This is a genomic window from Roseibium sp. Sym1, assembly GCF_027359675.1.
In the GTDB taxonomy this organism is placed as follows: domain Bacteria; phylum Pseudomonadota; class Alphaproteobacteria; order Rhizobiales; family Stappiaceae; genus Roseibium.
Genome location: NZ_CP114786.1, coordinates 1029609 through 1055888, shown reverse-complemented (window position 1 = coordinate 1055888; position 26280 = coordinate 1029609). Strand labels below are relative to the sequence as shown.

Genomic DNA, 26280 nt, shown 5'->3' with positions numbered 1-26280 from the left:
GTGGTTGCAGGCCACTTTGGCCTATAGGATATTTTGACGTTTGCGAGCGTTGGCGCTAGAACCCCTCTAGACAACGCTTTGATTTACTTACGTTTGCGTAAACGTAAGCCGGAGCGAAATGCGCTAAGGATGCGTCGTTTGAAATCGGCTCTCCGCCGTGCCGCCAGGCACGACAGGTCAATGAAAACGGTGCGTTTTTTGCTCTTTTCGATCCAGCGTCGTACGGGAGAGGAATTCCATGTCGAACGCCGATATGCGGGGCAATCGCCCCCTGTCGCCCCATCTTCAGATTTACAAACCGATTCTGACGATGGTCATGTCCATCCTGCACCGCATCACCGGCGCAGCTCTTTATTTCGGCACCATCCTTCTGGCCTGGTGGCTGATCGCCGCGGCCGCCGGTCCCGGCTACTTCGAATTTGTCGACGGCATCTACGGCTCCTTCATCGGCCGACTGATCCTGTTCGGCTTCACCTGGGCCCTGGTGCATCACATGCTCGGCGGCCTGCGCCACTTCATCTGGGACATGGGCGCCGGTTTCGGCAAGGAGGCCCGCGAGTGGCTCGCCAAGGCGACCATCATCGGCTCCGTTGTCCTGACGCTGATCCTCTGGATCATCGGCTACATGGTTCGCTGAAGGAGAGTGTCATGAGTGATATGCGCACACCCCTCAACAAGGTTCGCGGGCTGGGCTCCGCCAAGGAAGGCACCGACCATTTCTGGAAACAGCGCCTGACGGCCGTTGCCAACGTCTTCCTGATCTCGTTCTTCGTGATCCTGGTCATCGCGATCCAGGGTTCCAGCCACGCCGAACTGGTCGACACCCTGAAGAACCCCCTCGTTTCCATCATCCTGCTCCTGGTGATCCTCTCCGGCGTCTATCACATGAAGCTCGGCATGCAGGTGATCATCGAGGACTACGTGCACGGCGAAGGCCTCAAGTTCCTCACGCTGATGGCGAACACCTTCTTCTGTGCCTTTATCGGTTTCGGCTGCGTCTTCGCAGTGCTCAAGATTGGCTTTGGAGGCTAACCCGGATGGCCAAGACGTATGAATTTGTCGACCACCACTATGATGTTGTCGTGGTCGGTGCCGGCGGCGCGGGTCTGCGCGCCACCCTCGGCATGGCCGAACAGGGACTTCGAACCGCCTGCATCTCCAAGGTGTTTCCGACAAGGTCCCACACCGTGGCCGCCCAGGGCGGCATCGCCGCGTCCCTCGTCAACATGACGCCGGACAGCTGGCAATGGCACATGTATGACACGGTCAAGGGGTCCGACTGGCTCGGCGACACCGACGCCATGGAATATCTCGCCCGCGAGGCCCCGAAAGCCATCTACGAGCTGGAACACTACGGTGTGCCGTTCTCGCGCACCGAGGAAGGCAAGATCTACCAGCGCCCCTTCGGCGGCCACATGCAGAATTTCGGCGAGGGCCCGCCCGTGCAGCGCACCTGTGCCGCGGCCGACCGGACCGGTCATGCCATCCTGCACACGCTCTACGGCCAGTCCCTGCGCAACAACGCCGAATTCTACATCGAGTATTTCGCGCTGGACCTGATCATGTCCGAGGACGGCGTCTGCCAGGGGGTGATTGCCTGGAACCTCGATGACGGCACCATCCACCGCTTCGCGGCCAAGACGGTCGTGCTGGCGACCGGTGGTTACGGCAGGGCCTTTTTCTCCTGTACCTCCGCCCACACCTGCACCGGTGACGGCGGCGGCATGGTGGCCCGTGCGGGCCTGCCCCTGCAGGACATGGAATTCGTCCAGTTCCACCCGACCGGCATCTATGGTGCGGGCTGCCTGATCACCGAGGGCGCGCGCGGCGAAGGCGGCTACCTGACCAACTCCGAAGGCGAGCGCTTCATGGAGCGCTACGCACCGTCGGCGAAGGACCTTGCCTCCCGTGACGTGGTTTCCCGCTGCATGACCATCGAGATCCGCGAAGGCCGCGGTGTCGGTCCGAAGAAGGACCACATCTATCTGCACCTGGATCACCTCGATCCGGCGCTGCTGGCCGAGCGCCTTCCGGGCATTTCGGAAAGCGCGCGCATCTTTGCGGGTGTCGATCTGACCAAGGAGCCGATTCCGGTCCTGCCGACCGTCCACTACAACATGGGCGGCATTCCGACCAACTACTGGGGCGAGGTGCTTAACGCGGACGCCGACAATCCGACCCGTATCCAGCCAGGCCTGATGGCCGTCGGCGAAGCGGCCTGTGCCTCCGTTCACGGCGCCAACCGCCTCGGTTCGAACTCCCTGACCGACCTTGTCGTGTTCGGCCGCGCCGCCGCGCTCCGGGCCGGCGAGGTGATCGACCGGAACGCTGCCATTCCGACGCCCGACGAAGCCTCCTGCGAGGCCATCATGGACCGCTTCGACCGGCTCAGGAACGCCAATGGCAAGACCCCTACCGCGGAGCTGCGCGAGAAGATGCAGCGGGCCATGCAGGAAGACGCCGCTGTTTTCCGCACCCAGGAAAGCCTCGAGCAGGGCTGCAAGCGCGTCACCGAGGTCTGGGGGGAACTCAAGGATCTGAAGGTTACCGACCGCTCGATGATCTGGAATTCCGATCTTGTGGAAACACTGGAACTGGAAAACCTGATGGCCAATGCCATTACCACGGTCTATGGCGCGGAAGCCCGCAAGGAAAGCCGCGGTGCCCATGCGCGCGAGGACTACAAGGACGGCCCGCTCTCCGGCCGCAACGACGAGGAATGGCGCAAGCACACGCTCGCCCGGGTGGACGAGGCCGGCAACGTCAAGCTGGACTACCGGCCGGTGATCGTGGATCCGCTGACGCCGCTCGAAGAAGGCGGCATCGACCCGAAAAAGATCGCGCCGAAGGCGCGGGTCTACTAGGGAGCGGCTTGTGAGTCAGGCGGCAACCCTTCCCGATACCAGAAGCCCGTTCGGCACCTATCCTGCCGAGCGGCTGGTGCGGGCTGCCTGGCGCCTGGCCGACCGGCACGACCTGTCGCGCGGCCTGCGCAAGCGCATCCGTGCCCTGGTCGCGCGGCTGTTCAAGGGGCCGTACGATCTGGAAGCGGAAGGCCTGAAGTTCCGGATCTACCCGGGCGAGAACTATGACGACCGCAAGATCCTGGCCAAGGGCCGCCTGCCGGAACGGCAAGAGCACAGGCTGCTCGAACCGCATCTGGGCGAGGGCAAGGTCTTTGTCGATGTCGGCGCCAATATCGGCTCCTATTCGATCTTTGCAGCCAGGTCCGGCGCCGATGTGCTTGCCATCGAGGCCAATCCGCAAACGGCGACAAAGCTCGGCTTCAACGTCCAGGCCAACGGCCTCGCAAACGTCAAGATCGTCAATTCGGCGGTCGGCCCGCGCGAGGACACGCTGCCCCTGTGGCAGGAGCCCAGCAATTGCGGTTTCGCCACCTTTGTCGAGGACCTGACCACGGGTGAATGGGCCGGCGACTGGTCGCCGACCTTCGTCAAGGTGCGCCCGCTCACCGGCATCGCCCATGACCAGGGGCTCAACCGGATCGACGTTCTGAAAGTGGATGTGGAAGGCTTCGAGGACCGGGTCCTGCTTCCCTTCCTGCGTCACGCGGAAAGGGACCTCTGGCCCCGCGTGATCCTTCTTGAAACCAATTGCCGGCCCTATTGGACCGAGGATTGCCTGCCCGAGCTGGCAAACCGGGACTATCGGATCACCGGCCAGACGAATGACAACATGATTTTCGAGCTCGCTGCCTGAGTTCGATCATTTTTGGCCCCTATTGCCTTGAACGGCGCGAAAACGGGGCCCAACGCGGAGCATGTACAAATGGTTCAGCTGACGCTACCCAGGAACTCCACGGTGACCGAGGGCAAGGTGTGGGACAAGCCGGAAGGCGCCACCAACCTGCGCGAATACCGGATCTACCGCTGGAACCCGGACGACGGCCGCAACCCGCGGGTCGACACCTATTTCGTCGATGCGGACGATTGCGGGCCGATGGTGCTCGACGGTCTCATCTATATCAAGAACAAGATCGACCCGACGCTGACCTTCCGCCGTTCCTGCCGCGAAGGCATCTGCGGCTCCTGCGCCATGAACATCGACGGTACAAACACGCTGGCCTGCACCAAGGGCACCGACGAGATCGCCGGCGACGTCGTCAAGATCTATCCCCTGCCGCACATGGCCGTGGTCAAGGACCTCGTGCCGGACATGACCAACTTCTACGCCCAGCACCGCTCCATCGAGCCCTGGCTGAAGACGGTCTCGCCGGCCCCGGAAAAGGAATGGCGCCAGTCCCACGAGGACCGGGTCAAGCTGGACGGCCTCTACGAGTGTATCCTGTGCGCCTGCTGCTCGACCTCCTGCCCGAGCTACTGGTGGAATGGCGACCGCTACCTCGGCCCGGCCATCCTGCTGCAGGCCTATCGCTGGCTGATCGACAGCCGCGACGAGGCCACCGGCGAGCGCCTGGACAACCTGGAAGATCCGTTCCGGCTTTACCGCTGCCACACCATCATGAACTGCTCCCAGGCCTGCCCGAAAGGCCTCAACCCGGCCAAGGCAATTGCCGAGATCAAGAAGATGATGGTCGAACGCCGGGTGTAACCTGCGCAGCGCCGAACAGTCCGAAAGGCCGTCCCACGGGGCGGCCTTTGTGTTTTGACCAGCATGATGTGAAGTGAAGGAAATGGTCTTCTTGAACCGAAGCGTGCATAGGTGCATAAAATGCCTTTGCACTCGTTGTTAGGTTTAGAAATGAAGTATACTCGAAATAAGAAATCTATTCCTCACTGGTGCAGTTGGGCGTTGGCATTGCTTTTCTGCTGCGTCTCCAGAAATGTAAACGCTAAAGATGTAAGAATTCATCTGAATGAAAATGTGTTGAAGTGTTTTCCTGGTGCTTACGTAGGTGAAACCGTTAGTAGCTCCTTGTACCCCTATACCGATCTTCGTGACCTTTCTTTTAATCTTATCTTCACGCGGAGCGCTGAATTGTTTCAGGAAGCTCGATACAAGAACCAGTGCGACTTGTATGCGGATCTGGACCGAGAATTGTGGACAGAAAAAGAAGAGCTGGTGCAAGAAATAGAAAACTCTGGTGAGCAGGAACGGGGCGTCTTCAGTCAAGAATTGCGGGATCTTGCTTTAAAAAAATCCCTCTCATCTCAAGAAATACATATCCGACTGAATATTGCTGTGGCCGATGAGGCTGCGCGACTTGAGGAGTGGGCTATCGCGTCTGCAGCCTATCTCAGCTTGGTCGATACCTATGTAAAGATTTCCCAATTGAAGCAAATACCGGTTGCTGTTCCCAAAGTGTATCCTGACGACTATCTGTTGGGCCTGGCGATAAAAGGATTCGAGATCACGCGCCCACTAGCAGTGAAGGAGCAAGGGAGAGAAGAAGACAGCATGACCGACTACTTCAACGAATTGAAGACGAAAGTTGATGAGATCCTGACAGGCAAAGGCGGCTAGTCTCACCGTCGAGCGGCTGCCGCCACACTTCCCCAAAGGCCTCAACCGGGCCAAGGCAATCGCCGAGATCAAGAAGATGATGGTCGAACGCCGGGTTTGATCTCTTCTGTTTGGGCGTTTGAAAGGCCGTCCCCCGGGGCGGCCTTCTTGGTTTGACTTCTCCGTCCGTCATTCCGGACAAGCGCAGCACAGCTGCGTGCTGATCCGGAACCCAGCGCATACTTCGCGCCGTAGGCGCGTCCTAATAAAGTCAGATGTTTGATTGGTATTGTGCTCGCTTTCGCTCGCGCTGATACGCTGGGTTCCGGATCGGCGTGCAGCGACGCTGCACTTGTCCGGAATGACAGTTGGAGGGTTTGTCATCAGGCCGAAACGCGCTTTCGCGCGAAATATGTCCGGGTCTGGGATGTCCATTGCACTGTGTCGAGGAAGACTTGGTCATGCGATTGCTTGAGGTTTCAACTTCAATGTCACGCGTGATACAGTTGCTGCCTATTTCAATGTCCGGAGTATTAAGTCAAAATGATTGTTAGAAGCGTTCTGGTGTTTCTTCTATTGTTGTTCGTTCAGAGTAATACGCACGCACAGGATTGCGCGGAGCCAGTGAGGTTCGAGGAAACGAAAGACTATTCGCAGTTTGAAGCGCTCGAAGCAGAGTCCAAGTCCGAAGACGAGGTTTTCGAGAAATTTGCCGAAGTGAGCAAACTGGGCGAAGCCATTCTTGAGTATAAGGACTTTGTCTCAAAAGAGGAATTTGAGTTATTTAACGACATCGAGAAAATTCGTCGAAAGTGGCGTGAAGGAGAAGGTTTTATTGCGCAACATTTGTTATTGTCTTTTGTCTATACTGAGGCTGAGTACCTCCAAGAAAATGATTATATCGATTTTTTGGAAGAGTTTTTGAATGCAAACGAAGAATTCTGTTGGCTGGAGACAGACAACCAATACTTCGATTTTTTGAAATACAAGCTCCGGGAGGCGCAAACGTATCCACAGGGGCTTGAGCTTGAAGAACTGATTGCATTCTTTAGAAACGCAATATGGCGTTCAGGTGACGAAAACTTCCTTCAAGACTACTTTGATTTGATGCGCTTGGGTGGACTGGGATTGGTTAAAGAGGAATTGGGGATTTGGAGTGAAAGAAATTCTTCCAATGATTTTTGTAGCGGTGTCGCGCATTGTATCGAGCGGATAAGAATCGAATTCGAAAAAACAAAAGCAGAAAGCAGGAATAATTGGCAGCGAAAGGAGAAAAAGTTCGACTGCGAAGGCGTGTACGCAAATTCTTCCGGGAAATTCATCAAGGTCGATTTGTGTTGATGGATGCTGTCATTCCTGCTTGGGGCCAGCCTTTTTGTCTTCTGTCCGGGAGGGCGATGGAGAGGTGGTGGATAACCATCCTCACCCTTTCGCCCGGCACACCAGCAGCGAACTGTTGCACCAGCCGCGAAAGCCCGGCAGGCGGCCGAGGGTTCGTGTGAGGCCTTTTTCCATGGGTTTCAGTGGTCCCCATTCAAACGTCTTGCCACGCAGGTGATGGAACAACCTGCCGTGGCGGTTGTGCTCCTCGTACCAGGGGCTCAGCATCGGCAGGTAGGGCAGGCAGGAGAGATAGCCGATGCCGTGCACGGCTTCGATGGTGACCGCCCGGCCGACGATGTCCGACCATTCCTTGAGCGTCATGCGCACATGGTGTTCCGGGTAGTGCAGGTGGCGAAGCTTGAGCCGGTCGAGCCGGTAGAGCTGCGGTACGACGGCCAGAATCAGGCCGCCCGGCGCGACGACCTCGCCGCATTGGCGCATCACCGCTTCGATCGCCGGTCCCTGGCCGGGCAGGTGCTCCAGAACGTCGAGCAGCGTGATCACGTCCGGGCGCCAGGGCAGCTCGTCCCGGTGCTCGGACAATCGGGTGGCGTCGAGCACGATGTCCGGCTCGAAGGCGGCCTCATAGTCGGCGCCGCAATAGTCGAACGCGAGGCCGGTATCGGCGAGATAGTCCCGGGAGATGGAGGTCGAGCAGCCGATGTCGAGGATCCGGGGCGGCCGGTCGAGGTCGCACGCCCAAGCGCGGATCCGCCGCGACACGACATCGAACTTCACCGTGCCGTAGAGATTGCGTTCGGCATTTGAAAGTTTCCTGACAAGGTATTCGGAATGAACGGTGTGCCCTGAGGGCGTGTCCGTCACATCCTGTCTCTCTGTTCGATCCAGAGCTGGGTGCACGTTGCCTCTCCTTCCGGTTCCAGGCGGTGGATGCCGGGTTCGTAAGTGCTGGTGGTCAGGTCGGCCATCAGCACGATCAGCTCTCCGAGGATCAGTTCGACGATCTCGTCGGCGACGCTGCCCGAGCCCGGAATGAAGTTGGCCGGATAGCCGTCATTGACCAGGCAGATCTGGCGGCTGTCCTGCGTGCCCGAAGCCGGCAGTTGAAAGGCCCGGATCGATGGATGGATCTCGTGGGACGGCGCGGTTTCCAGATAACCGACATCGATCTCGATCCGGCGCGAACTCGCGCTCGCCACCAGGCAGCCGCTGCGCAATTGCCCGAGCACGTCGGCGGTGATGGACAGGGCGCCGGCCGCGCCGATAACAAGGTCGCAGCGGCCAAGGTCGCCTGGTGTGAGGCCGGCATCGAAACCATTGAGGCGGGCCTCGGCCACTTTCAACGGATTGACGTCGATCAGCGCGGGGATCATGTCCAGCCGCCGCAGACCCTGCGCCACACCGAAGCCGATCCAGCCGGCCCCGAACACCGCGGCCCGCCGTCCGGCCAGGCTGTTGCCGAGGTCGCGCATGAGACCGTCCAGACAGCGGGCAATGGTCTCGCCGCAGCGGGTCGCCTCCAGGCGCTTCAGCTCGCTGTCCGCGCAATGCAGCACGGGAAACCTGAGATCCGTTCGCGCCGCCCGCCAGACCCCCTGCTTGGTGATCTCGACCACGCCTTCGACAAGGTCGAGCTGGTCCTGGAACTGCTCATGCAGCAGTTCGACCACATAGCCGCCGACCTCCTGGACGACCAGTTTCCGGCCGGAGCTGCGGCAGGCCCGGAAACTCCTTTCCAGCACGGCCGTCAGCACCTGCCGGAATTCGATTTCCGTCTTCGGGCAGTGAACCCTGTCGCCATACCGGGCCTGCCATTTCAGGCGCGTGGCCTCGCTGCCCGAGGAATAGGGCACGCCGATAACGGCGTCGAACTCCATGACCCCAGACAGCGCATCGATCATGCGCATGGTGTCGTCGAAGAGATGGGCCACCAGCAGGTAACGATGCGCGTCGCCCCGTCCAAGATTCAGCCGCTGGACCAGCGCCGGCAAATAATCGGCGCGGCGGGCAAAGCCGGGAGCTGTCTGAAAAGGGGGCTCTTGCAATGTATTCATTGTTATATTTCACGATGACATTTCTATTCTTGCATTTAACTTGCTTCACAGACAAGCGCAGGTTGAGGATCGGTCGGAGAAATCACCGGAAAATTCGGTGGGAGCCCGTCTGCACGGTTTTTGCTGAAACACTGCTCGGCAGGTCCGCAAAACCGGCCCGTTCTGGTCGTGTTTCCTCCGGAAGGTCTGTCGAGAGGGCGCCGTGACGGCGCCCGTTGGCAGAGGAAAGATTGCATGACAAACGAGACCGACAGCGCCGCTGGACCGGGGCCGCGCGAGGGGGGCCGGCCGCCAATCAGGCCGCGGGCCTTGCTGATGTCTCCAGGCGTCAAATTCGTTCTGATCGGCATTCTCACAGTGATGCTGGTGGTGCCCAGCCTGTTCGTCTGGGTCCTGGTCGAGGAGCGCGCGGAGCGTGCGCGGGAGGTGGCGCGCGACATTGCCGGCTCCTGGGGCGGGACCCAACAGGTCAACGGACCCTATCTGGTCGTGCCCTTCAGCGAGACCGTGACGCGGGGAACGGGAGAAAAAGGCAAGACCGAAGTCTATTGGCGCACGGCGGTCCTGTTTCCGGAAAGGCTCGACGTGACTGGCGAAATCCAGGTCGAGGAACGCCGCAAGTCGATCTATTCGCTCCCCGTCTACTCAGGGGATCTCGCCCTGGAAGGCCGGTTTGCCGTGCCGCCGCGGGACATGTTTGACCCTGAAATGGGCGGAACGATCGATATCGCCGCGGACAAGGCTCATCTGGTGGTCGGAATTGGCGACGTCCGTGCGTTGAAAAGCGAAGTCGTGCTGACCGTTGACGGTGAAACCGCCATACCCTTCGAGCCGGGCGCGGGACCGTTGAACATCGCCGGCGGGCAAGGCGCGGTGGGCGCGGCCGGTTCCTCCGGCATCAATGCAGCAATCACACCGCTGAAATGGCGCAAGGGGTTTTCCTTCCGCATTCCGCTGAACCTCAACGGCTCGACAGCCGTCTTCGTGGCACCCGCGGGCCAGAGCACGTCGGTGGCGCTCACCTCGAACTGGCCGCATCCCGGGTTTACCGGGGCCTTTCTGCCGGACAGCCACGAAATTACCGAGGCCGGGTTCAGGGCCGCCTGGAGCATCCCCTATCTCGCACGCGGGATCCCGAAGAGCCTGGTGACCGGCCAGCTTCCCCTGCAGGGCATGCAACTGGGTGTGAGATTCGTCGAACCGGTGAATTTCTACCAGACCATCGCCCGATCCCTGAAATACGCCGTCGGCTTCATCAGCCTGACCTTCCTGGCGGTGTTCGTTCTGGAAATGCGGTCCGGCTGGCGCTTCCACTGGATCCAGTACGGCCTTGTCGGCCTGGCGCTGATCATCTTCTACGTGATGCTGCTGGCCCTTGCCGAACATGTCGGCTACGGCCTCGCCTATCTTGCGGCGGCGGGCGCCGCGACGGTGCTGAATGCCGTCTATGTCGGCACGTCGCTGAAAAGCCGGTCTGCCGGTTTGGTGATGTTGTGTGTCCTGGCAATGATCTTCGGCGTGTTGTTCGCCCTGATGCGCGAGCAGGACTATGCGCTCCTGATCGGCTCGCTCATTGCCTTCCTGTCATTGGCCGTGACCATGTTCGTCACCCAGAAGATCGACTGGTCCGGGCAGGGCGAACCGGTGCGGCAACCGGAGGGAACATCCGCCTGAGGCAGACGGAAATCTCGATTGTCGACAAGGCGGGCCTTGCGGTCCGCCTTGTTTTGTTCGATGTTTGTTCCTGGTTGAGCGTTATATGGAGAGAATGATGCACAAGAGCCGGCTGGGAGACCTGGTCATTGATTGCCAGGGAGGTGATATCGATGCGCATGCCGCTTTCTGGGCGGGCGCGCTTGGGCGAACCGTCGAGGCAGAACCGAAAAGCCCGCGCTATCGCCGCCTGTTCGGCCGCGACGACGAGATCGGCATTCTGCTTCAGGCGGTCGATCACCCCTCCCGTGTGCATCTCGATATCGAGACCGACGATCCGGACAAGGAAGTTGCCCGTCTGCAGGGGCTCGGCGCCCGCATCGTACAGCGGTTCGACCGCTGGACGGTGATGGAAGCCACCAGCGGGCACCGTTTCTGCGTTGTCGCTCCGCAGCTGCCCGGGTTCGAGGAGGCCGCAAGGACCTGGGAAGACTGACAGTCACGGAAAATGTCACGTCCGCCTCACGGGGTTGTGCGGGCAGAAGCGCCCGAGTTGAATTGCCACTTCGCCGCGATGCGTTACCTCTGTCAGCAACGACTGGAGGACCTATCATGAAGCGCAAGTTGCCGCTCACTTTCGCCGCCATCCTTGCTGTTGCTGCTCCTGTGACGGGCGTTCAGGCAGAAACCGCCATCCTGGCAGGTGGCTGTTTCTGGTGTGTGGAATCGGATCTGGAACAGCTTCCCGGTGTCCGGGACGTGGTCTCGGGCTATGCCGGTGGCACAACGCAGAACCCGACATACAAGTCCTATGAGCGCGGCGGCCACCGCGAGGTGGTCAAGGTCGAGTTCGACGAGAGCAGGATCAGCTACGGCGAGCTGCTTGGCATCTTCCTGAGAACGATTGATGTCACCGATCCGGGCGGCCAGTTCTGCGACCGCGGTTATTCCTATTCGACGGCCATCTACCCGCTTGACGACGCCCAGGCGAAACAGGCGAAGGCGGAGATCGCCAAGGCCGACAAGCTGCTGGACGGCAAGGTGGTGACGCCTGTCGAGAGCCCCGCGGTGTTCTGGCCGGCGGAGGAATATCACCAAGGCTATTACAAGAGCCCCGTCCGCACACTCACCCGGTTCGGCTATGTCAGCCGCGCGGATGCCTACAAGGGGTATCGCAAGGGCTGTGGCCGGGACGCACGGGTCCGGTCCGTGTGGGGAAGCGAAGCCTACAAGGGCCTGCCGAAAGCCGGTTCCTGAAAGACCAGCCAGAACGTGTTTTGAATCACGAAACGAAGCCTCGGAAAGGATTATCCTGATCACGATTGCCGAAACGTAACTTCTGCACTACATTTTTGTGTAGGCTCGCGTTTCATGAGGCCGGTGCCATGCTAAGTTTGTTTGGAAGTCGTGCACGAACGGAGCCGGAATTCATTTCCGAACTGAGAGCTGTCGAGACGGAGGACCGCCTCCGAAAAAAACTGGCCGGCATGCTGGACGCGGTCGGCCTGGAGATTTGTGACACCAACACACCGACGGAATTCGCCGCGTCCGCGACCGTCGCGATCATGAAACTCGTGCTGAAGACCATCGGCCGGGACTTCGAGGAGCTTTCCTTCGAGAACAGGTTCGTAACCGGTCTGTTCGGGTTCCTGGTGGCGCACAAACTCAGCCGCAGAACCAACGCCGACCTGGGTGTCGTTCTCGGGATTGCCGGCCTCGACCTGTTTTCCCGGGAGGAAATCGACCAGATCTACAAGCTGGGATCTTCCTACCGGCGCCTGCGCCAGCACCGGCAGATGCACATGGCCCTTGGTGAGATCATCGAACAGTTTCTGGCCCACCCGGACGAAGACACGCTCGTCGATCTCGCGGGGCTCTACCGGTTGTGTCTCAAGCCGGAAGGGTGAGGCCGGGCGTCAGACGCCCGCCTCGAAGGCCTCGACGAGATCGAGGAAGGTTTCACCGTATTTCTCAAGCTTCGACTGGCCGACACCCGAAACCGCCAGCAGCGCATCGGCCGTGACCGGCCGCGCCGCGGCGATGCCGGCAAGGGTCGCATCGGGAAAGACCACATAGGGCGGCACGTTCTGGTCGCGCGCAATCTGCGTTCTAAGCCGGCGCAAGCGCTCGAACAGGAGCTTGTCGTCGTGATCCAGTTCGTCCGCGATCGACGCGGTCCGCGAGGTGCGCGTCTTCTTGAGGCCGGCTGCGCTGCGGTCCTTGCGCAAGGCCAGCTTTTCGTCGCCGCGCAACACGCCCCGCGCCTTCTCCGTGAGCACCAGCGCCCCGAAATGGGCGTGGTCGACATCGACGTAACCGGCGGCGACCAGCTGCCGGGCGATCGATTGCCAGGTCTTCAGCGCGAGGTCCTGGCCGATGCCGAAGACGGACAGGTTGTCGTGACCAAAGCGGACGGTCTTTTCATTGGACTTGCCGAGCAGCACGTCGATCACGTGCCCTGAACCGAAGCGCTGGCCGGTCCGGTAGATCGCGGACATCAGCTTCTGGGCGGCTTCCGTACCGTCCCAGGTCTCGACCGGTGACAGGCAGGTGTCGCAATTGCCGCAAGGCTCCGGATAGGTCTCGCCGAAATGGGCGAGCAGCGCCTGGCGGCGGCAGCCCGAGGTTTCGCAGATCCCGAGAAGCGCGTTCAGCTTGGCGTTTTCCGCCCGCTTGACCTCGTCCGGCGCATCGCCCTCGGCGATCATGCGCCGCCGCTGGACCAGGTCCGCCATGCCATAGGCCATGAAGGCCTCCGACGGCGCACCGTCCCGCCCGGCCCGGCCGGTTTCCTGGTAATAGGCCTCGACGGAGGACGGCAGGTCCAGATGGGCGACATAGCGCACATCCGGCTTGTCGATGCCCATTCCGAAGGCGACCGTTGCCACAAGGCACAGGCCTTCCTCAAGCAGGAACGCGTCCTGGTTGGCAGCGCGCCGGTCCGCCGGCAGGCCGGCGTGATAGGGCAATGCCCTGACCCCCTTCGAGGTCAGCCATTCGGCGATGTCCTCGACCTTGGCCCGGGACAGGCAATAGACGATGCCGCTCTCGCCTTCGTGTTTCTTCAGGAAATCCAGAAGCTGCTGGCGCTGGTTGGTGCGCTCGACGATCTCGTAACGGATGTTCGGCCGGTCGAAACTGGTGGAGAAGACCTCGGCGTCCTCCAGCTGCAGCCGTGCCAGAATGTCCTTTTGCGTGTGCGGGTCCGCAGTCGCGGTCAGCGCGACCCGGGGCACGCCGGGATAGCGTTCGCGCAGGCATGACAGCGACATGTATTCGGGCCGGAAATCGTGGCCCCACTGGCTGACGCAATGGGCTTCGTCGATGGCAAAAAGCGCGATCTCGAGCGTGTCCAGGAACCGGCGGAAGCTCTCGGTGCCAAGCCGCTCGGGCGTCACGTAGAGCAGGTCGACCTCTCCCTGGCGCAGTGCGGCCCGCACCGCGTCCTGCTCTTCGGGAGACAGGGTCGAGTTCAGGGCGGCTGCATTGACCCCGGCGGCCTTCAGGGCGCCGACCTGGTCCTTCATGAGGGCGATCAGCGGTGACACGACGATGCCGACGCCGCGCCGGCACAGGGCCGGTATCTGGAAGCACAGCGACTTGCCGGCGCCGGTGGGAAACAGCACGACCGCGTCGCCGCCATCGACCAGCGTATCGATCACCGCCTGCTGCTTGCCGCGGAAGTTGCTGTAGCCGAAGACTTTTTGCAGAACGGCCAGCGGTTTCGGCTCCGGACGTACGGTCGGAGCGGGCGGCGCTTGCGCGGGAATGGCCTCTTCCGCGGCAATCGCGGGCGAAACGGACATGGGGCAGACGGTTCCTTTGATTCTTCCGCACCATGTCCTATTCGCGGAGGAAGGGCAATGAAGCCGGATTTGCGCCTGTGGATGACGCGGTCCGTGGCGCGGATCAGAACTCGGCGTCCGGATCCTCCGCCAGTGTCTCTGCGCAGTGTACGCGCATCTGCTCCGTCAGCTCGCCCAGGTCGCCTTCAAGCCGTTCCGGCCGGATCGGCTTGCCGAAATGGACGTTGAACCTGGCGTTCTTCTTGTTGAGCAATTCATTGAACACCGTCATGTCACGCAATTCGGTGGACACGCGGGCCAGGAAATAGAACAGGCCGGAATTGCGGCCGCCCATATGCATGGGAATGATCGGAGCCTTGTTCTTGCGCGCGAGCGCCAGTGCGGAACTCATCCAGGGACGTTCGGTGAGCTTGCCGTCATGCCAGTAGGCCAGCCGTCCGGAAGGGAACAGCACCACCACACGTTCCTTCGAAAAGGCGGACGAGGCCAGTTTGAGCGTTTCCTTGGACTTCTGCCGGCTCTTGAAGTCGGCACGCCATTCGACCGGCACGATCATGTCGGCCAGGCGCGGATTGATCCGGATGGCATCGCGATTGGCAAAGATGGACAGGTCGTCGCGCCGTGGCTTGATGGCGTCGTAGAGCACGACACCGTCGGCGATGCCGGTCGGATGGTTGGAGACCAGCACCACCGGTCCTGTTTCCGGCACCCGTTCCAGGCCAAGCGTGGTGACGTTCAGTGTCAGGAGGTCGCTCAGATGGGCAAAGACGTCCAGCGCTTCCATGGATGCGATCGTGTCCGCCATGTCCACCGCGGACCTGTAGCGAAGAATCTTGTGAGCGAAGGGTTTGATGACCGGCCACCAGGGGCTCGCCATCACAAGCTTGCCGCGTTCCGCAATCAGGGTATCAACTATATGGTGTTCGGCAATCTGCCGTTGGGACGCCGTCTGACGGCGCGCCGGCAAGGTGTCTGTCGTCTGGTCGGTTGTCCGCACAATGCACCTCTGCCCTTCGGGAACTTGCGATACTCCCTTGCATCGTTAACGAAATCAGCCGCTTGGTGCAAATGCTCGTTGAACAATTTTCCGGCCCCGGGACCGGTGCTGCAGGAGTCAGCTCCACAGGGAACTGGTAAACAGGGCCACGCAAGTCAGGAATGCGGCACCCCAGGCGATTGAGCGGGGCGAGGACCTGTCCGTCCAGTAGCAAAACACGTAAATCAGTCTCAGCAAAACAAAAAGGATCGCCAGCCTGTCGATCCATTCCGGATCGCCTCCCTGGCTCAGGGCCACGAACACCGAGACCGCAAACAAGGGAAACGCCTCGAAGCCGTTGGCCTGGGCCCATTGGGCACGGGCCCGGAAGCCTTCGCGCCAGTAGTCCGGATCGCGCGGCCGGGAATTGTCGTAGGAACGGTTCATCTTGGCGGGCAGGGCCGACAGCATCGGCAGGATTGCGGCCACGAGAACACACCAGAGGGCAATTGGCATCGATAACTCCTTTTGTCGCTGACGGGGCAGGGGCAGGTCGGGATGGACATGCTGCGCCGTTTTAGCAGGAGAGATGAAGATATCCTCATGATTTTCCAAAGCGGCGCTTCCTTGCCTGAGCGTTTTTCCTTTACGGGATCAGGGCAAGCCGCCGGATGGCGGCAATGGTCCGGCGACGGGACGTGTGCCAGGGCCGGTTGACATATTTTTGATACGGCCTGCGGAAATCCAGGTCGGAGGGTCCACCTGCCCGCCCTCGTGCAGGCCGGGCCACGACCCCGGTGGATGCGGTCGGGACCGGATGTTGGCGGAAGGGCACCGGAAATCGGACATTCTTGCAAGGTTTCGGCACTTGCACGGAAGAGTTCGGCGGGATTTGAAATGCCTTGGACCGGCTGCCGGCGCCATGTTGTTCCAGGGCCGGACAGACGGCTCCAAGGGGCCTCGGGACCGTAGAGGAGACTGAATTGGGCTGTATTTTGGATTTTCGACAAATTGTAGGCTAAGAGATGCTCCCATAATGGGACGAAGATGAGGGATTGATTCGTCATGATGCGCGCGGGAAAATTGGTATCGGTTGTCCTCCTGTTGGTTCTGGCCGCTGGCTGTCAGCGTTTTTCCAGGGGCCCCAACTATGCGGCGCCGTTGCCGGCAACTCCGACCACGCCGGTCGATTCCGGAGCGTTGAACCCGCTTGATCCGAATGCACCTCCGGGTTCGGATCCCAACAATCCGTTGGCGCAACCGGCCGACCTGGCGAGCAATCCCGTTGCCGCGCCTGCCGGCGCCAAGGAAGTTGGCCGTACCGATCTTCTGGGTGGCTGGAAAGTGTCTTCGGCCGGGGACAACTGCATGGCCTTCATGACCCTGACAACGTGGTCCGGCGGCTACCGGGCAAATACCAGAGGTTGTGCCAGCCCGACCCTGTCCGGCATCTCCGCCTGGGATCTCAACGGCAATCAGGTGGTCCTCAAGGACGGCTCCGGCGTGATCGTGGCGCAGCTTTATTCCAGCGCTCCCGGGCAGTTTAACGGTCAAACATCGACCGGCGTGCCGATCTCGCTCTACCGTTAAACGGTCTCCGTATTTTTGCTGGACACGACACGTTATAGGTGTATATTTGCACAGCTACCGGAAAGGCTGTGTGAATGTCAAAATATGAACCTTTACGCGAACACTTGGCCCGGCGCGACGATGTCGTCTGGGCTGCCAAGCTGAATGAAGTGGAAGAGATCATCGGGTCCACGCTTCCCAAGAGTGCCCGGGAGCACCGGACCTGGTGGGCGAATTCCGGCGGCAGCCTGGTGCATCAGAATGCCTGGCTCGATGCCGGGTGGCGGGTGGAACGCACCGACCTGATGCGCGACGTCATTGTCTTCCGCCGGCTGCGGATTGGCGGAACCGTCGCAGGTACCGCCAGCCGGGTGGAGCGGACAGCCCGGTCGCCCCAGAAGGTCGCCGAGAAACGGCTCGCCAAGGAAATGCTGTCCCTGCGCCAGCCGGCAACCGTGACGCTGCGTTCCGAATGGACCACGCTCGGAGATGTTCAGCGGACCCCCTGTTCCAACGCCGCGATTCCCCAGGAAGGCGGAGTGCTCAGGTTCGCCTCGCTGAATGATGACGAGGTCGTCACCGTCATTGTTGCGACCTTGGCCGTGCAGAAGGCCTATCGCAGCCTGCGCATGGAAATGAAGGGCCTGGAAAACGACACCGACAGCCCGGTCGGGCGGGACTTGTGCCAAAAGACCGGCATTGATCCCAAGGCGCCGATCGAGTGCGACGTGGTCAAATCCGGTAACGCCTGGCTCCTGACGGACGGACGTGGCCGCAAGGCGAACCTGGACGACCAGTCCGAATGTTATCTGGTGGCCCAGCTTCTTTATCTTCAGGAGGTACAGAGCGGCCGCAAGGCGACCTTGCTGCTGCGCTAGGGCTTCCAGCATCTGCTTCGATGCGAAAAAGGGAGCTTGGCCGGTTGTTCAACTGGTTCCTCCCGCACGGGTCATGCCCCCGTGCCCGGCACCCGCAGTTCCACCAGGCTGCGGGTGTTGGTTTTGAAAGGCCCGGTGTCGTTCAAGATACGGTGTCATTCAAGATTTGATATCAGCAAGACATGTTGTCAGCGCGCCCCGGCGAGCACGGCTTCGATGAAAGCCGTTTTTCCGGACGTGTAGTGATCCCAGTCCGGTGGAGTTCCGGCCTCTTCCGCCAGCCTTAGTTTCAGTTCCTGGTATTGCCAAGCGAGTTCCGGGGATGCCAGCAGCGCATCACGGAACCGGCGGCGGCGTGGCGCGGCCTTGGCGGTGGCGGTGCACAGGCACAGCCGGTGAGACCTGATGGCCGACGGAGACCGCGCGGACGGCCCGCCGCGCGGACAGGCTGTCGGCCGGGTCATCTGGATCTCGTCATTGCTGAAACGGTGGCCGTGATCGACATATCCGAAGGGCTGCAACCGGGCGCGCAGCCGCTCCGGCGGGATGCCGGTCTTTGCGACAACGTCGATGTGCAACTTGGGTTTTGCCGCCAGTGCGGGAACGGCGGTGGAGCCGACATGGTCAAGCCGCAGGACATCCGGCGCGAGCAGTTCGGACAGCGTGTCGATGAGTTCGCCGGCTTGCCGGATCCAGCCGGGCTCATGCGCAATTAGTATGAGGGCCATTTTCCTGAAATCCATATTTTTCAAACGGTTAAAATGAATTTCCGTGACGGCGTGTGTCAAAATCCGTGCACATCGTGACTTGCATCTGCGACGTTTTGACCTTAAGCCCCCGCCAAGATCACGTCCACGACCCCATGAAGTCTCATGGAGGGAGCAGCACCTTTGAAGATGGAACTGCCGGTCAACCGCGCGCTCAACGCCCGCTACGATGCCCTTGTAGACTCCGGCGAGATTTCGGAAGACCCCGTTCAACGGGAGGCGGTGCGCCAGCTCGATCTCCTCAACACCCGCCTGGCCGAAACGCGGCTTGCGTCGAAGAAGAGTTCGCTTGGCTGGCTGTTTGCCAACAAGAAGAACCAGCTCTGGGCCTCCGTGCAGGGGCTCTACATGTGGGGCGGTGTCGGGCGCGGCAAGACCATGCTGATGGACCTCTTCTACGAGGTCACGGTCATCCGCCGCAAACGACGGGTCCATTTTCACGAATTCATGACCGATGTGCACGAGCGCATCCACCAGCACCGCCAGGCGCACAAGCGGGGCGAGGTCAAGGGCGACGACCCGATCCCGCCGGTGGCCGCCCAGCTCGCCGACGAAACCAGGCTGCTGCTGTTCGACGAGTTTTCCGTCACCGACATTGCCGACGCGATGATCCTCGGGCGGCTGTTCACTCAACTGTTCGATCGCGGCGTGATCGTCGTCGCGACGTCCAATGTCGAGCCGTCCCGGCTCTACAAGGACGGTCTCAACAGGCAGCTGTTCCTGCCCTTTGTCGACATGCTGAAATCGAAGGTCGAGATCCTGCACCTGGATTCGCCGACCGACTACCGGCTTGAGAAGCTGGCCGGTGCGCCGGTCTACGTCACGCCGCTGGGTGCCCAGGCCGACAGCCAGATGGATAGGCTGTTTGCCAAGCTGACCCATGGCATGAAACCGCACTCCGAAGAGCTGGAAAACAAGGGGCGCAAGATCGTCGTGCCGGTGGTCGCCTCCGGAGCGGCCCGGTTCACCTTCGACGATCTGTGCATGCAGCCGTTGGGGGCGAGCGATTACCTGCGCATTGCCCATGCCTACGGAACCGTGTTCCTGGACAATGTCCCGGTCCTGTCGAAGGCGCGGCGCAACGAAGCCAAGCGCTTCATCAACCTGATCGACACGCTTTACGATAACGGCATCAAGCTGGTTGTCTCGGCCGAGGCCGAGCCGCAGGATCTTTATGTCGGCGAGGACGGCACCGAAGCCTTCGAGTTCGACCGCACGGCGTCCCGGTTGATCGAGATGCGGTCGGAGGCGTACCTTGCGGGAGAAAGACGGCAAGCACACGCATAGGTCTGCATTCCCTATAGGTGAATTATGCAGACGGGAAGAAATGAGAAATTTTGCCCGGTATTGCGCAATATTCTTTTGGCGAGGTTGCGCGCCCGCGGCAAAGGGGGTAGTGCCATCCTCAGTCATCAGAGGATGGCATGGAGTTCCATCTTACGTAAAGGGAAACTTTCGAAATGGCGCGGAACAAGATTGCCTTGATCGGCTCAGGTCAGATCGGCGGCACGCTCGCTCATCTGGCAGGTTTGAAGGAACTGGGAGACATCGTACTCTTCGACATCGCGGAAGGCATGCCCCAGGGCAAGGCGCTCGATCTCGCCGAGTCCTCCCCGGTCGACGGCTTTGACGCCAAACTGGCGGGTGCCAACAGCTACGAAGCCATCGAAGGTTCCGATGTTGTCATCGTCACCGCCGGTGTGCCGCGCAAGCCTGGCATGAGCCGCGACGACCTTCTGGAAATCAACCTGAAGGTCATGGAGCAGGTCGGCGCCGGCATCGCGAAATACGCCCCGAACGCCTTTGTCATCTGCATCACCAACCCGCTCGACGCTATGGTCTGGGCGCTGCAGAAATTCTCCGGCCTGCCGAAGAACAAGGTCGTCGGCATGGCCGGCGTGCTCGACAGCGCCCGCTTCCGCTACTTCCTGGCCGATGAATTCAACGTCTCCGTTGAAGACGTCACCGCCTTCGTTCTGGGCGGCCACGGCGACACCATGGTGCCGCTGATCCGCTACTCCACCGTTGCAGGCATCCCGCTGCCGGATCTGGTCAAGATGGGCTGGTGCACCGCCGAGCGCCTGGAAGAGATCGTCCAGCGCACCCGTGACGGCGGCGCCGAGATCGTCGGCCTCCTGAAGACCGGCTCCGCGTTCTATGCCCCGGCCTCCTCCGCCATCGCCATGGCCGAGAGCTACCTGAAGGACAAGAAGCGCGTCGTGCCCTGTGCCGCCGCTCTCGACGGCCAATACGGCCTCAAGGACACCTATGTCGGCGTGCCGGTCGTGATCGGCGCCGACGGCGTCGAACGCGTCATCGAGATCGATCTCCAGGGCGAGGAAAAGACCAATTTCGACAAGTCGGTCGCATCGGTCGACGGTCTCGTCGAGGCCTGCAAGAAGATCCAGCCGGCGCTGGCTTAAGCGCCTGCCCGTGAATAAGCGGCCGTCCTTCGAAACGTCTCGAAGGACGGTCCTCCGACCAGGGGGAACCACATGAACATTCATGAATACCAGGCCAAGGCAGTGCTGAAGGAATTCGGCGCTCCGGTCGCAGAAGGTGTCGCCATTTTCTCGGCCGACGAAGCCGAAGCGGCAGCCAAGAAACTTCCCGGACCGCTCTGGGTCGTCAAGTCCCAGATCCATGCGGGCGGCCGCGGCAAGGGCAAGTTCAAGGAACTGTCCGAAGACGCCAAGGGCGGTGTCCGCCTCGCTTTCTCCCTCGAGGAAGTCGTCGCCAACGCCAAGGAAATGCTCGGCAACACGCTGGTGACCAAGCAGACCGGTGCGGCCGGCAAGACCGTCAACCGTCTCTATATCGAAGACGGCGCCGACATCGAGCGTGAGCTTTATCTCTCCATCCTGGTCGACCGCACAGTCGGACGTCCGGCCTTCGTCGTTTCCACCGAGGGCGGCATGGACATCGAGGCGGTTGCCGAAGAGACCCCCGAGAAAATCATCACCCTGCCGATCGACCCGGAGACCGGTGTCACGGCAGCCGATGCCGGCACGCTCTGCGACGCCCTGGAACTGACCGGTGCGGCCCGCGAAGACGGCATGACCCTGTTCCCGATCCTGCACAAGGCCTTTGTCGAAAAAGACATGAGCCTCCTGGAAGTGAACCCGCTGATCGTCATGAAGGACGGCCACCTGCGCGTTCTCGACGCCAAGGTCTCCTTCGACGGCAACGCGCTGTTCCGTCATCCGGACATCATGGAACTGCGCGACGTCACCGAGGAAGACGACAAGGAAATCGAGGCGTCCAAGCACGATCTCGCCTATGTCGCCCTCGACGGTGACATCGGCTGCATGGTCAACGGCGCGGGCCTTGCCATGGCGACCATGGACATCATCAAGCTCTACGGCGCCGAGCCGGCCAACTTCCTCGATGTGGGCGGCGGCGCTTCCAAGGAGAAGGTGACGGCCGCGTTCAAGATCATCACCTCCGATCCGAACGTGAAGGGCATCCTGGTCAACATCTTCGGCGGCATCATGCGCTGCGACGTGATCGCGGAAGGCGTGGTCGCGGCCGTCAAGGAAGTCGGCCTGCAGGTTCCGCTCGTTGTCCGCCTGGAAGGCACCAACGTGGAACTCGGCAAGACGATCATCAACGAAAGCGGTCTCAACGTGATCGCCGCCGATGATCTCGACGACGCCGCCCAGAAAATCGTGAAAGCCGTGAAGGGGGGCGCGTAAATGTCCATCCTCGTCAATAAAGACACGAAAATCATCGTTCAGGGCCTGACCGGCAAGACCGGCACGTTCCACACGGAACAGGCGCTTGAATATTACGGCACCAAGATGGTCGCCGGTGTTCACCCGAAAAAGGGTGGCGAGACCTGGGGCAGCGTCGAAAGCGCTGCCCAGCTTCCGATCTTTGCCTCCGTCGGCGAGGCCAAGGAAGCCACAGGCGCGGACGCGTCCGTGATCTACGTCCCGCCGGCAGGCGCGGGCGCCGCGATCATCGAGGCGATCGAGGCGGAAGTGCCGTTCATCGTCTGCATCACCGAGGGCATTCCGGTGGCCGACATGGTCAAGGTCAAGGCCAAGCTGGACAAGTCCAAGTCGCGCCTGCTCGGTCCGAACTGCCCGGGCATCCTGACCCCGGAAGAGTGCAAGATCGGCATCATGCCGGGCTCCATCTTCAAGAAGGGCTCCGTCGGCGTGGTCTCCCGCTCCGGCACGCTGACCTATGAAGCGGTCTACCAGACCACTGTCGCCGGCCTCGGCCAGACGACCGCTGTCGGCATCGGCGGCGACCCGGTCAAGGGCACCGAGTTCATCGACGTCCTGGAAATGTTCCTGGCAGACGACGCGACCGAGTCGATCATCATGATCGGCGAGATCGGCGGTTCGGCGGAAGAAGAGGCCGCGCAGTTCCTCAAGGACGAAGCCAGGAAGGGCCGCAAGAAGCCGATGGCCGGTTTCATTGCCGGCCGCACGGCGCCTCCGGGCCGCACCATGGGCCATGCCGGTGCCGTGATTTCCGGCGGCAAGGGCGGCGCGGAAGACAAGATCGCCGCCATGGAAGATGCCGGCATCAAGGTGTCGCCGTCGCCTGCGAAGCTCGGCGAGACCCTTCTTGAGGTCCTGAAGGGCTAAAACGCCAAGAATATTTGCGGCAGGGGACGGAAACTGTTTACGTTTCCTGCTGCATGGTGAAAGGATGGGTTCCGGCGCGGTTTCCGTGCCGTAACCATTTTTCGAGGGGCTGGTGTGACGGGGTTACCCTGGCACCGGCCATTGTGGGGAACCGGCCGCGGGTCATATTTTCGGCCCGCCTAAACATAAAGGGCGGAGCAGCCCTCCGCTAAAGGACATGGCACGGCAGGAAGCGAACAACGTATTCGCACTGACGTCGTTGCTTTACGGCGCCAACGCAGCCTATATCGAAGACCTCTACGCTCAGTACAAGACGGATCCGAATTCGGTCGATGCCGAGTGGCGGGACTTCTTTGCCGCCTTCCAGGACGAGAAGGAAGCCGTCCTGAAGGAAGCGCGCGGGGCGACCTGGAAACGCAAGGACTGGCCGATCGAGGCCAATGGCGACCTGGTCAACGCCTTCGACGGCAACTGGGGGCCGATCGAGCAGAAGATCGGCGACAAGCTGAAGAAGAAGGCGGAAGCCAAGGGCACGCCGCTGTCGGAACCGGAAGTGCACCAGGCGACCCGCGACTCCGTGCGCGCGCTGATGATGATCCGCGCCTACCGCATGCGCGGCCACCTGCACGCCGATCTCGACCCGCTCGGCCTTGCCGGCAAGGGCGACCATGAAGAACTGCACCCGTCCTCCTACGGCTTTGTCGAAGCCGACTGGGACCGCAAGATCTTCATCGATCACGTGCTCGGTCTCGAATACGCCACCATCCGCGAGATGCTGGAAATCCTGAAGCGGACCTATTGTTCGACCCTCGGCGTCGAGTTCATGCATATTTCCGACCCGGCTGCGAAGGCCTGGCTTCAGGAACGCATCGAGGGCCCGGACAAGCAGGTGGCCTTCACGGCCGAAGGCAAGAAGGCGATCCTGAACAAGCTGATCGAATCCGAAGGCTTCGAGAAGTTCCTGGATGTCAAATACACCGGCACCAAGCGTTTCGGCCTGGACGGCGGTGAAGCGCTGATCCCGGCGCTCGAACAGATCATCAAGCGCGGCGGCCAGATGGGCCTCAAGGAAATCGTGTTCGGCATGGCGCACCGCGGCCGCCTGAACGTGCTTTCCCAGGTGATGGCCAAGCCGCACCGCGCCATCTTTCACGAATTCAAGGGCGGCTCCTACGCGCCGGACGACGTGGAAGGGTCGGGCGACGTCAAGTATCACCTCGGAGCCTCTTCGGACCGGACCTTCGACGGCAACGACGTCCACCTGTCGCTGACGGCGAACCCGTCGCACCTGGAAATCGTCAACCCCGTGGTGCTCGGCAAGGCCCGCGCCAAGCAGGATCAGCTTGCCGCCAACGACAAGGGCAACTTTATCGAGACCACGGAAGTCGATCGCGGCACCGTGCTGCCGCTCCTGCTCCATGGCGATGCGGCATTTGCCGGCCAGGGCGTGGTCGCCGAGTGTTTCGGCCTGTCGGCCCTGCGCGGGCACCGCACCGGCGGCTCGGTCCATGTGATCATCAACAACCAGATCGGCTTCACCACCAACCCGCGGTTCTCGCGCTCCTCGCCGTATCCCTCCGACATGGCGAAGGTGATCGAGGCACCGATCTTCCACGTGAATGCCGATGATCCGGAAGCCGTCGTGTTCGCGGCCAAGATCGCCATCGAGTTCCGCCAGACCTTCCATCGGCCTGTCGTCATCGACATGATCTGCTATCGCCGCTTCGGCCACAACGAGGGCGACGAGCCGGCGTTCACGCAGCCGATCATGTACCGCAAGATCCGCAAGCACGCGACGACCCTGCAGCTCTATTCGGACCGCCTGATCAAGGAAGGTGTCCTGAGCCAGGAGGAAGTCGACAAGATGAAGGCCGACTGGCGCAAGCATCTGGACGACGAGTTCGACGCGGGCCAGGCCTTCAAGCCGAACAAGGCCGACTGGCTGGACGGCAAATGGGCCGGCATGAAGCGGGCCGACGACGAGGACGATCCGCGTCGCGGTGAAACCGGCCTGCCGATGGAGGAACTGAAGGACATCGGACGCGCGCTGACCCACGTGCCGGAAGGCTTCAACATCCACCGGACCATTGCCCGGTTCATGAAACATCGCGAGCGCATGATCGAGACCGGTGAGGGCATCGACTGGGCGACCGCCGAAGCGCTTGCCTTCGCATCGCTTCTGAAGGAGGGGCATCCGGTTCGCCTGTCCGGTCAGGACTGCGAGCGTGGCACGTTCTCCCAGCGTCATTCGGTGCTGTACGACCAGGAAGACGAAAGCCGCTACATTCCGCTGAACCACATTTCGCCCGACCAGCAGCGCTACGAGGTCATCAACTCGATGCTGTCGGAAGAGGCGGTGCTCGGCTTCGAATACGGCTATTCGCTGACCGAGCCGCGTGCGCTGACCATGTGGGAAGCCCAGTTCGGCGACTTCGCCAACGGTGCGCAGGTCCTGTTCGACCAGTTCATCTCTTCCGGCGAACGCAAGTGGCTGCGCATGTCCGGCCTGGTCTGCCTGCTGCCGCATGGCTATGAAGGCCAGGGGCCGGAACACTCTTCCGCCCGCCTGGAGCGCTTCCTCCAGCTCTGCGCCGAAGACAACATGCAGGTGGCGAACTGCTCGACACCGGCCAACTACTTCCACATCCTGCGCCGCCAACTGCGCCGCGATATCCGCAAGCCGCTGGTTCTGATGACGCCGAAATCGCTTCTGCGCCACAAGAAGGCGGTGTCGGCCCTCTCAGAACTCGGACCGAACTCCACCTTCCACCGCCTGCTGTGGGACGACTGGGGTCCGAACCTCAACGAGGAAAGCAAGCTTGTTCCCGACGACAAGATCAAGCGGGTCGTCATGTGCTCGGGCAAGGTCTACTACGACCTGTTCGAGGAGCGCGAGAAACGCGGCATCAACGATGTCTACCTCCTGCGCGTCGAGCAGCTGTATCCGTTCCCGAAGAAGGCGCTGATGATGGAACTGGCGCGCTTCCCGCAGGCCGAGATGGTCTGGTGCCAGGAAGAGCCCAAGAACATGGGTGGCTGGTTCTTTGTCGAGCCCTATATCGAATGGGTTCTGGGACAGATCGACGCCAAGCACCAGCGTCCGCGCTATGCCGGCCGCAACGCGATGGCCTCGACCGCGACCGGTCTGATGTCCGCGCATCTGGCGCAGCTGCAGGCGTTCCTCGAAGAGGCGCTCGGAGACTAATCC

24 protein-coding genes are annotated in these 26280 nt (G+C 61.3%); 18 read left to right on the top strand and 6 right to left on the bottom strand.

The annotated features are described in order from the left end of the window. Positions 1–238 precede the first annotated feature (238 nt). From sdhC to O6760_RS04740, 7 genes are all read left to right on the top strand, one after another. Positions 239–637: a succinate dehydrogenase, cytochrome b556 subunit gene (gene sdhC / locus O6760_RS04770; protein ID WP_269584342.1), complete on the top strand. Its 399-nt coding sequence runs from the start codon at positions 239–241 to the stop codon at positions 635–637. Positions 638–648: 11 nt separating this feature from the next. Beyond that, the gene (sdhD, locus tag O6760_RS04765) at positions 649–1032 is read left to right on the top strand and encodes a succinate dehydrogenase, hydrophobic membrane anchor protein (RefSeq protein WP_269584341.1); all 384 of its coding nucleotides are present in this window, start codon (positions 649–651) and stop codon (positions 1030–1032) included. 5 nt (positions 1033–1037) lie between these two features. Then, positions 1038–2864, top strand: coding sequence for a succinate dehydrogenase flavoprotein subunit (gene sdhA / locus O6760_RS04760; protein ID WP_269584340.1), 1827 nt, complete (start codon positions 1038–1040; stop codon positions 2862–2864). 10 nt (positions 2865–2874) lie between these two features. Next, positions 2875–3720: an FkbM family methyltransferase gene (locus O6760_RS04755; RefSeq protein ID WP_269584339.1), complete on the top strand. Its 846-nt coding sequence runs from the start codon at positions 2875–2877 to the stop codon at positions 3718–3720. Positions 3721–3789: 69 nt separating this feature from the next. After that, the gene (locus O6760_RS04750) at positions 3790–4572 is read left to right on the top strand and encodes a succinate dehydrogenase iron-sulfur subunit (protein WP_269584338.1); all 783 of its coding nucleotides are present in this window, start codon (positions 3790–3792) and stop codon (positions 4570–4572) included. Between the two features lie 120 nt (positions 4573–4692). Then, positions 4693–5445, top strand: coding sequence for a hypothetical protein (locus O6760_RS04745; RefSeq protein WP_269584337.1), 753 nt, complete (start codon positions 4693–4695; stop codon positions 5443–5445). 543 nt (positions 5446–5988) lie between these two features. After that, a complete protein-coding gene (locus O6760_RS04740; protein ID WP_269584336.1) occupies positions 5989–6765 on the top strand; it encodes a hypothetical protein in 777 nt (258 codons plus the stop codon). Between the two features lie 81 nt (positions 6766–6846). Here the strand turns inward: O6760_RS04740 and O6760_RS04735 are convergent, their stop codons facing one another. Together O6760_RS04735 and O6760_RS04730 are read right to left on the bottom strand one after the other, a co-directional pair. After that, a complete protein-coding gene (locus tag O6760_RS04735; protein ID WP_269584335.1) occupies positions 6847–7632 on the bottom strand; it encodes a class I SAM-dependent methyltransferase in 786 nt (261 codons plus the stop codon). After that, entirely contained in the window at positions 7629–8822 is a 1194-nt protein-coding gene (locus O6760_RS04730) for an S-adenosylhomocysteine hydrolase (RefSeq protein ID WP_269584334.1), read from the bottom strand. The genes O6760_RS04735 and O6760_RS04730 overlap by 4 nt, the downstream gene beginning before the upstream one ends. Positions 8823–9056: 234 nt before the next feature. Here O6760_RS04730 and creD point away from each other — a divergent pair, with 234 nt between their 5' ends. The 4 genes from creD to O6760_RS04710 all read left to right on the top strand — a co-directional run bounded on the left by creD (position 9057) and on the right by O6760_RS04710 (position 12382). Continuing rightward, positions 9057–10496 (top strand): cell envelope integrity protein CreD, encoded by a 1440-nt coding sequence (gene creD, locus O6760_RS04725; RefSeq protein WP_269584333.1) that lies wholly within the window; start codon positions 9057–9059, stop codon positions 10494–10496. 94 nt (positions 10497–10590) lie between these two features. Then, a complete protein-coding gene (locus O6760_RS04720; RefSeq protein ID WP_269584332.1) occupies positions 10591–10971 on the top strand; it encodes a VOC family protein in 381 nt (126 codons plus the stop codon). 116 nt (positions 10972–11087) lie between these two features. Then, positions 11088–11732, top strand: a complete 645-nt coding sequence (gene msrA / locus O6760_RS04715) for a peptide-methionine (S)-S-oxide reductase MsrA (protein ID WP_269584331.1) — start codon at positions 11088–11090, stop codon at positions 11730–11732. A gap of 128 nt (positions 11733–11860) precedes the next feature. Next, the gene (locus O6760_RS04710) at positions 11861–12382 is read left to right on the top strand and encodes a hypothetical protein (RefSeq protein WP_269584330.1); all 522 of its coding nucleotides are present in this window, start codon (positions 11861–11863) and stop codon (positions 12380–12382) included. Between the two features lie 9 nt (positions 12383–12391). On the opposite strand, the gene recQ is transcribed toward O6760_RS04710, so the two are convergent. The 3 genes from recQ to O6760_RS04695 all read right to left on the bottom strand — a co-directional run bounded on the left by recQ (position 12392) and on the right by O6760_RS04695 (position 15773). Further along, positions 12392–14281 carry a DNA helicase RecQ gene (gene recQ / locus O6760_RS04705; protein ID WP_269584329.1) on the bottom strand — a complete coding sequence of 630 codons (1890 nt, stop codon included), beginning with the start codon at positions 14279–14281 and terminating at the stop codon, positions 12392–12394. Between the two features lie 103 nt (positions 14282–14384). After that, positions 14385–15278, bottom strand: coding sequence for a GNAT family N-acetyltransferase (locus O6760_RS04700; protein ID WP_269584328.1), 894 nt, complete (start codon positions 15276–15278; stop codon positions 14385–14387). 117 nt (positions 15279–15395) lie between these two features. After that, entirely contained in the window at positions 15396–15773 is a 378-nt protein-coding gene (locus tag O6760_RS04695; RefSeq protein ID WP_269584327.1) for an MAPEG family protein, read from the bottom strand. 549 nt (positions 15774–16322) lie between these two features. On the opposite strand from O6760_RS04695, the gene O6760_RS04690 reads away from it, so the two are divergent. Together O6760_RS04690 and O6760_RS04685 are read left to right on the top strand one after the other, a co-directional pair. Then, positions 16323–16847, top strand: a complete 525-nt coding sequence (locus O6760_RS04690; RefSeq protein WP_269584326.1) for a protease inhibitor Inh/omp19 family protein — start codon at positions 16323–16325, stop codon at positions 16845–16847. A gap of 74 nt (positions 16848–16921) precedes the next feature. Further along, positions 16922–17704 carry a DUF7662 domain-containing protein gene (locus tag O6760_RS04685; RefSeq protein WP_269584325.1) on the top strand — a complete coding sequence of 261 codons (783 nt, stop codon included), beginning with the start codon at positions 16922–16924 and terminating at the stop codon, positions 17702–17704. 188 nt (positions 17705–17892) lie between these two features. On the opposite strand, the gene O6760_RS04680 is transcribed toward O6760_RS04685, so the two are convergent. Continuing rightward, positions 17893–18432 (bottom strand): GrpB family protein, encoded by a 540-nt coding sequence (locus O6760_RS04680; protein WP_269584324.1) that lies wholly within the window; start codon positions 18430–18432, stop codon positions 17893–17895. A 168-nt stretch (positions 18433–18600) separates the two neighbouring features. On the opposite strand from O6760_RS04680, the gene zapE reads away from it, so the two are divergent. The 5 genes from zapE (at position 18601) to O6760_RS04655 (ending at position 26277) form a co-directional block, all read left to right on the top strand. Beyond that, on the top strand, positions 18601–19758 hold the full coding sequence (zapE, locus tag O6760_RS04675; protein ID WP_269586216.1) for a cell division protein ZapE: 1158 nt from the start codon (positions 18601–18603) through the stop codon (positions 19756–19758). A 173-nt stretch (positions 19759–19931) separates the two neighbouring features. After that, on the top strand, positions 19932–20894 hold the full coding sequence (gene mdh / locus O6760_RS04670; protein WP_269584323.1) for a malate dehydrogenase: 963 nt from the start codon (positions 19932–19934) through the stop codon (positions 20892–20894). Positions 20895–20966: 72 nt separating this feature from the next. Continuing rightward, positions 20967–22166 carry an ADP-forming succinate--CoA ligase subunit beta gene (sucC, locus tag O6760_RS04665; protein WP_269584322.1) on the top strand — a complete coding sequence of 400 codons (1200 nt, stop codon included), beginning with the start codon at positions 20967–20969 and terminating at the stop codon, positions 22164–22166. Then, positions 22167–23072, top strand: a complete 906-nt coding sequence (gene sucD, locus O6760_RS04660) for a succinate--CoA ligase subunit alpha (protein WP_269584321.1) — start codon at positions 22167–22169, stop codon at positions 23070–23072. Between the two features lie 217 nt (positions 23073–23289). Then, positions 23290–26277: a 2-oxoglutarate dehydrogenase E1 component gene (locus O6760_RS04655; protein ID WP_269584320.1), complete on the top strand. Its 2988-nt coding sequence runs from the start codon at positions 23290–23292 to the stop codon at positions 26275–26277. The last annotated feature ends 3 nt before the right edge of the window (positions 26278–26280 follow it).